Origin of the sequence: Amycolatopsis rhizosphaerae (genome assembly GCF_007713715.1) — a bacterium.
Classification (GTDB): Bacteria; Actinomycetota; Actinomycetes; order Mycobacteriales; family Pseudonocardiaceae; genus Amycolatopsis_E; species Amycolatopsis_E rhizosphaerae.
Genome location: NZ_VJWX01000410.1, coordinates 1 through 6,361, shown reverse-complemented (window position 1 = coordinate 6,361; position 6,361 = coordinate 1). Strand labels below are relative to the sequence as shown.

The 6,361-nt window shown below is 71.8% G+C and carries 6 protein-coding genes; 4 read left to right on the top strand and 2 right to left on the bottom strand.

Translation table 11 applies throughout. The annotated features are described in order from the left end of the window. Positions 1-487: MFS transporter (locus tag FNH05_RS29010; RefSeq protein WP_222426736.1), on the bottom strand; the 487-nt coding region annotated here is incomplete at its 3' end. An 86-nt stretch (positions 488-573) separates the two neighbouring features. Between FNH05_RS29010 and FNH05_RS29005 the strand changes: the two genes are divergently transcribed. Beyond that, positions 574-1,122 carry a TetR/AcrR family transcriptional regulator gene (locus FNH05_RS29005; RefSeq protein WP_186382791.1) on the top strand — a complete coding sequence of 183 codons (549 nt, stop codon included), beginning with the start codon at positions 574-576 and terminating at the stop codon, positions 1,120-1,122. 84 nt (positions 1,123-1,206) lie between these two features. Next, the gene (locus FNH05_RS29000; protein WP_144592030.1) at positions 1,207-1,770 is read left to right on the top strand and encodes a hemerythrin domain-containing protein; all 564 of its coding nucleotides are present in this window, start codon (positions 1,207-1,209) and stop codon (positions 1,768-1,770) included. Between the two features lie 111 nt (positions 1,771-1,881). Here the strand turns inward: FNH05_RS29000 and FNH05_RS28995 are convergent, their stop codons facing one another. Beyond that, positions 1,882-2,433, bottom strand: coding sequence for a hypothetical protein (locus FNH05_RS28995; protein ID WP_144592029.1), 552 nt, complete (start codon positions 2,431-2,433; stop codon positions 1,882-1,884). Between the two features lie 191 nt (positions 2,434-2,624). On the opposite strand from FNH05_RS28995, the gene FNH05_RS28990 reads away from it, so the two are divergent. Continuing rightward, a complete protein-coding gene (locus tag FNH05_RS28990) occupies positions 2,625-3,263 on the top strand; it encodes a TetR/AcrR family transcriptional regulator (protein WP_144592028.1) in 639 nt (212 codons plus the stop codon). Between the two features lie 135 nt (positions 3,264-3,398). Beyond that, the coding region (locus tag FNH05_RS28985) for an acetyl-CoA carboxylase family protein (protein WP_144592027.1) at positions 3,399-6,361 on the top strand (2,963 nt) is incomplete at its 3' end.

Below are 6,361 nucleotides of genomic sequence, written 5' to 3'. Positions count from 1 at the left end.
CGAGGGAACCGAGCAGGGTGCCCAGCGGCACGCCGAGTGCGGTCGAGGACACCAGGCCGAGCGTGACCAGGGACATCGCGCTGCCCCGCCGTTCCGGTGGGGCGAGCGCGGCGGCGACGCCGCTCGCGGTCGGCGTGATCGCGGCGGCGCCCGCCGCGGCGACCACACGGGCGGCGAGGGCGAAGCCGTAGCCGGGTGCGAGGGCGGTGAGGGCATTGCCGAGGACGAACAGGCCGAAGGCGCCGAGGAGCACAGCGCGCCGGGGCCAGGTTCCGGTAGCCGCGGCGAGTACCGGGGAAAGCACGGCGTAGGCGAGGGCGAACACGGAGACGAGTTGGCCCGCCGTGCCGACGCCGACGTGGAGTGAGGCGGAGATCTGCGGCAGGACGCCGTTGATGACGAAGGCGTCCGTACCGACCGCGAAGGTGGCGACGGTAAGGACGGCGATGCGGCCCGGCACGCGGGTACGGACGGCGGGTTCGAGCAAGGGGACCCCCAAAACGGTACTGATCGGTTCCGTTCGGACGGTACTGATCGGTACCGTTTACTGTCAAGATCGGCTATCGTGGGGGCGTGGGGACACGGGCTCGTGAACGTCTGCTGGCGGCGGCCGAGGATCTTTTCTATGCCGAGGGGATCCAGGCGGTCGGTGTGGAGCGCCTGCTCGAGACCTCCGGCGTCGGGCGGGCCTCGTTCTACCGGCACTTCGCCGGCAAGGACGAACTTGTCGAGACCGTACTGAGCTCTCGTGGCCAGCAGTGGCGGCGCCTGCTGGCCGAAGGGGTGGCCCGGCGCGGCGGCGGGCCGCTGGCGGTGTTCGACTTCCTCGCCGACCGTTTCGCGCGCGAGGATTACCGGGGCTGTGCCTTCATCAACGCCATGGCCGAGGTGGGCGATGCGGATGCCGCCGTCTACACCCTCGCGCGGCAGCACAAGGCCGCCGTCACGGACTACCTCGACGGCTTGCTCGAAGAAGCGGGACACGCCGGTCACGCCGAACTCGCGGAACAGCTGATGTTGCTGGTGGACGGCGCGCTGGTGGCGGCGCTGCGGGAGCGCGGCCCCGCGCCCGCTCACCGCGCGAAGAAGATCGCGAGCGCCCTGCTCGCGAGTGTGCACTGAGCGTCATCGCCGCATACTCGCGGCGAACGCGGGGTATTCGCGTCCACGACCACCACCACTACTCAGCCACCCGAGGTGAAAGACGTGGACACCAAGGAAGACCGCAATGTCGTCGACCTGCTGCTCGAACAGCACAACCAGATCAAGAGCCTGTTCGGCCAGCTGACCCAGGCACAGGGCGATCAGAAGCGCGATCTGTTCCAGGATCTCGTCCGGCTGCTCGCGGTGCACGAAAGCGCGGAAGAGATCGTCGTGCACCCGACCGCCCGCAAGGAGATCGAAAACGGCGAGACGATCGTGGACACCCGCCTGAAGGAGGAGGGCGAGGCCAAGCGCGCGCTCGCCGAACTGCACGACATGGGCATCGACCACCCGGAGTTCGACGCGAAGCTCGCGGCGCTCGGCCGTGACGTGATCGACCACGCGACGCACGAGGAGCAGGAGGAGTTCACACAGCTGCGCGCGAAGCTTCCCGAGGACCGGCTCCGGAGGATGGCGAAGGCCCTCCGCACCGCCGAGGCGACCGCGCCGACCCGGCCGCACCCGGGCGCGGGCGAGTCGAAGATGGCGAACCTGCTGGCAGGACCGCCCATCGCGGTGTTCGACCGGGTGGCCGACGCCCTGCGCGGCTGGCGCGAATCCGACTGACCGGGGCACGAGCGGGGCCGCGGATTGCCGTGAAGGGACCCTTCACGGTCGATTCGACTGTGAAGGGACCCTTCACGGCAGCCTCGACCGGGGCGGCGATCCGGCTGGGGTTCAGGCGGCTTCGGCGGAGTGACGGCCGAGGCGGGTGTCCAGCTGGTCGCGGTGCAGTTCCGCGACCGGGGCGAGCAGATCCGGGTGCCGGAGCAGCGCGGCGGCCTGGCGATCGCGGTCGTCGGGATGGGTCAGGCGGCGGAAGTCGAAGGTCAGGCCGTCCGCGTGCTCGGAACCGGCGACCGCGGCCACCGCCGCGGCGGCGAGCTCACCGTCGGCGAGCAGGGTGGCCGCCCAGCTGGCGACCACCTCGTCCACCCAGGTACGCCAGGCGGTCTCCTCTTCGGTGGCTGCGACGTCTGCGGTGTCTGCGGTGTCCGGGCCGGTGTCCATGCCGGTCACCCAGTCCAGGCGGGCGGATCCGCCGGGGCCGAGCATGCCGAGCAGTGAACTGTCCAGGGTGGTCGGGTACCTCAGCCAGGCCGCGACGGTCGCGGCCTGGCGGGCCTGGGCCTCGGCCAGTGCCGCGTCGAACACCCCGCCCGCGGGCGGGTAGGCGCGCAACAGCCATTGAGCGGTGGCCGCGATGACGGCCGAAAAATCAGCGGGCACGAAAACAAAACCTCACAATCGTGCGTGGCCGGCACATTGCCGGACGGGGCCACGCACCTTGCCCTGCCTCATCGGGTGCAGTCGGCCCAGGTTATCAATCCACCCCCTCCCGCCTGGGCTTTTTGTGCGCATCGTCTCGTCGGGCCGCGGCTGCGTACGATGGTGAACCAAGTGGCGGCGAGGTGGGGATCATGGCGCAACGGACGCGGAGCAGGGCAGGGCGCCCGCCTTCGGTGGTGGCCGGGCAGACGGTGCCCCAGCGCCTGCTGGCGGCGGCCACCCGGTTGTTCGCCGAGCGCGGTTTCGAAGGCACCACGGTGCAGGACGTGGTGGACGCCGCGGGGCTGACCAAGGGCGCGATGTACCACTACTTCGCCGCCAAGGACGATCTCCTGTTCGAAATCTATGCGAGCGTGCTGCGCCTGCAGATGGCGCGGATGGAAAAGATCGCCGCGGAGGAGGGCCCGGTCACCGGGCGGCTGTACGAGGCCGCCGCCGACGTCGTCGGCAGCACCCTGGACAACTTCGACGAGATGGTGATCTTCTTCCGTTCCCTGCACCAGTTGAGCGAGCAGAAGCAGCGGCGGGTGGAGCGGGAGCGCCAGCGGTACTACGAGCGATTCTGCGACCTGATCACCGAGGGGCAGCGTTCGGGGGACTTCCGGGACGACGTCAACCCGAAGGTGGCGGCGCACTACTTCTTCGGCGCGGTGCACCACCTGTCCACCTGGTACCGGCCCGGCGGCACGATGTCGCCCGCCCAGATCGGCGACTCGTTCGCCGGGATGCTCCTGGCGAGCCTGCTGCCCGGGCCCGCCGGGCGCGCCTGAACCTCCTGCCCGTCTCTTGACAGTCCGGTCCGCCAGGCCTCAGGCTAGATACCGACTAGACGGTATGGAATCGGTGCGGCGGGACGTCGTGCCGGATCCGAGCACCGCCCTTCAACGGAGAAAGGCACAACCCGCATGTCCGCACACCCGCGTCCGACCAGGGTGCTGATTGCCAACCGCGGTGAGATCGCGGTGCGGATCCACCGGGCCGCCCGGGCACTGGGACTGGACACCGTGGCGGTGTACACGCCGGACGACCGCGATTCCGCGCACGTCCGGCTGGCGGGGCAGGCGCACGCGCTCACCGGCGAGGCCGGTTACCTCGACGGCGAGCAGCTGGTGGAGGTGGCCGGCCGCACCGGGGCCACCCTGGTCCACCCCGGATACGGGTTCCTGTCCGAAAACGCCGACTTCGCACGGCGGTGCGCCAAGGCCGGGCTGGTCTTCGCCGGGCCCGCGCCCGAGGTGCTCGGGCTGTTCGGGGACAAGGCCGCGGCCCGCGATCTGGCGCGGGCCCAGGGGGTGCCGGTGCTCCCGGCCACCCCGGCCGGGACGAGCCTGGCCGACGCGGGACGTTTCCTGGCCGGACTCGGCGAGGGCGCCGCGGTGATGGTGAAGGCCGTGGCAGGCGGAGGCGGGCGCGGCCTGCGCGTGGTCGAGCGGGCCGCCGACCTGGAGTGGGCCTTCGAGCGTTGCCGTTCCGAGGCCGAGCGCGCCTTCGGTGACGGCGAGGTGTACGTCGAACAACTCCTTCCGCGCGCCCGGCACGTCGAAGTCCAGGTGGTCGCGGACGGCATCGAGGCCGCGCACCTGTGGGACCGGGAGTGCAGTGTCCAGCGGCGCAACCAGAAACTGGTGGAGATCGCGCCGTGCCCGACGCTGCCGCCCGAGCACCGGGCGGAGCTGCTCCGGGCCGCCTGCCGCATGGCCGCCGCGGTCGGTTACCGCGGTGTGGGCACCTTCGAGTTCCTCGTCGACGCCGAGGATCCGGCGCGGTGGTTCTTCCTGGAGGCGAACCCGCGCATCCAGGTGGAGCACACGGTCACCGAGGAGGTGACCGGCGTGGACCTGGTGGCCACCCAGCTGGAGCTGGCCGCGGGCCGGACCCTGGCCGAACTCGGGCTGCGGCAGGAGGAGATCGCGCCGCCGCGCGGCGTCGCCGTGCAGTGCCGGGTCAACCTGGAGGAGCTGGACGCCGCGGGCAACGCGCGGGCCGCCACCGGCACGGTGGAGGTCTTCGAGGTGCCGACCGGACCCGGGGTCCGGGTGGACACCCACGGCCACGCCGGGTGGGTCGCCACCGGGCGGTACGACTCGCTGCTGGCCAAGGTGGTCACCCACAGCGCGCGGGGCGGGCTGGACGCGGCCGCGGCACTGGCCGGTGCGGCGCTCGCCGAGTTCCGGATCGGCGGCCCGGCCACCAATCTCGGCCTGCTGCGGGCGATCGTCGCGCATCCCGGTTTCCGGAACGGGGCGTTCACCACCACCTTCGTCGACGACCACCTCGCCGAGCTGATCCCCGACGCGCCGGAGAGCGGACCGGAACCCGCCGGGGATTCCGCCGCCCCGGCCGCGCCGTTCGCGGGCACGATCGTCGCGCTCCCCGTGCCCGCCGGCGCCCACGTCGACAAGGGCGCCCCGCTCGCCGTCATCGAGGCCATGAAGATGGAGCACGTGGTGGCCGCGCCGCTGTCCGGCACGGTGGGTGAACTGCGGGTGGCGGCCGGGGACACCGTCGCCGAGGGCGAGGTCCTGCTCCGGCTCGTGCCGGACGAGGTCCAGCCCGACATCGGGGAAACCGTCGAGGAACACGACCTCGACGAGATCAGGGCCGACCTCGCCGCCGTCCGTGAACGCCACCGCTTCGGCCTGGACGAAGCCCGGCCGCAGGCCGTGGCCAAGCGCCACGCCATCGGCATGCGCACCGCCCGGGAGAACGTGGACGACCTGTGCGACGACGGCACGTTCGCCGAGTACGGCGCGCTCACCGTGGCCGCCCAGCGGCAGCGCCGGTCGCTGGAGGACCTCGTCGTCAACACCCCCGCCGACGGCATGGTGACCGGGATCGGGCGGATCAACGGCGACCGGTGCGTGGTGCTGTCCTACGACTACACCGTGCTGGCGGGCACGCAGGGCTACCTCAACCACCGCAAGACGGACCGGATGCTGGAACTGGCCGAGCGGCAGCGGATTCCGGTGGTGCTCTTCGCCGAGGGGGGTGGCGGACGCCCCGGCGACACCGACACCACCACCGCGTCCGGTTTGGACGTCACGACCTTCGCCACGATGGGGAGGCTGAGCGGGCACGTGCCCAGCGTGGGCATCGCGGCCGGGCGCTGCTTCGCCGGGAACGCCGCGCTGCTGGGCTGCTGCGACGTCATCATCGCCACCGAGAACGCCACGATCGGGATGGGCGGGCCCGCGATGATCGAGGGCGGCGGGCTCGGCCGGTACCGGCCCGAGGAGGTCGGCCCGGTGGCGATCCAGGTGCCCAACGGGGTGGTGGACATCCTGGTGGAGGACGAGGCGGAGGCGGTGCGGACGGCGCGCCGTTACCTGTCCTACTTCCAGGGGCCGGTGGACGAGTGGTCGTGCGCGGACCAGCGGCTTCTCCGGCACGTGGTGCCGGAGAACCGGGTCCGCGTCTACGACGTGCGCCAGGCGGTGCACCTGATCGCCGACACGGATTCGGTCCTGGAGCTGCGCCCGGAGTTCGGGCGCGGGGTGATCACCGCGCTGGCGCGTGTGGAGGGCAGGCCGGTCGGCCTGGTGGCGAACAACCCCGCCCACCTCGGCGGCGCCATCGACATCCCGGCGGCGGACAAGCTCGCCCGGTTCCTGCAGCTGTGCGACGCGCACGGGCTGCCGGTGGTGTCCCTTGTGGACACTCCGGGGTTCATGGTCGGTCCGGACGCGGAAAAGACCGCCACGGTGCGGCATTTCAGCCGGTTGTTCGTGGTCGGCGCGAACCTGTCCGTGCCGGTGGTGGCCGTGGTGCTGCGCAAGGCGTACGGGCTGGGGGCGCAGGGCATGGTCGGCGGCGGTTTCCGCGGCCCGGTGGCCACACTGGCCTGGCCGACCGGTGAAGTGGGCGGGAT

Coding starts and splice junctions, on each gene's coding strand:
- FNH05_RS28990 (WP_144592028.1), top strand. CDS start 2,625: ATGGCGCAACGGACGCGGAGCAGGGCAGGGCGCCCGCCTTCGGTGGTG.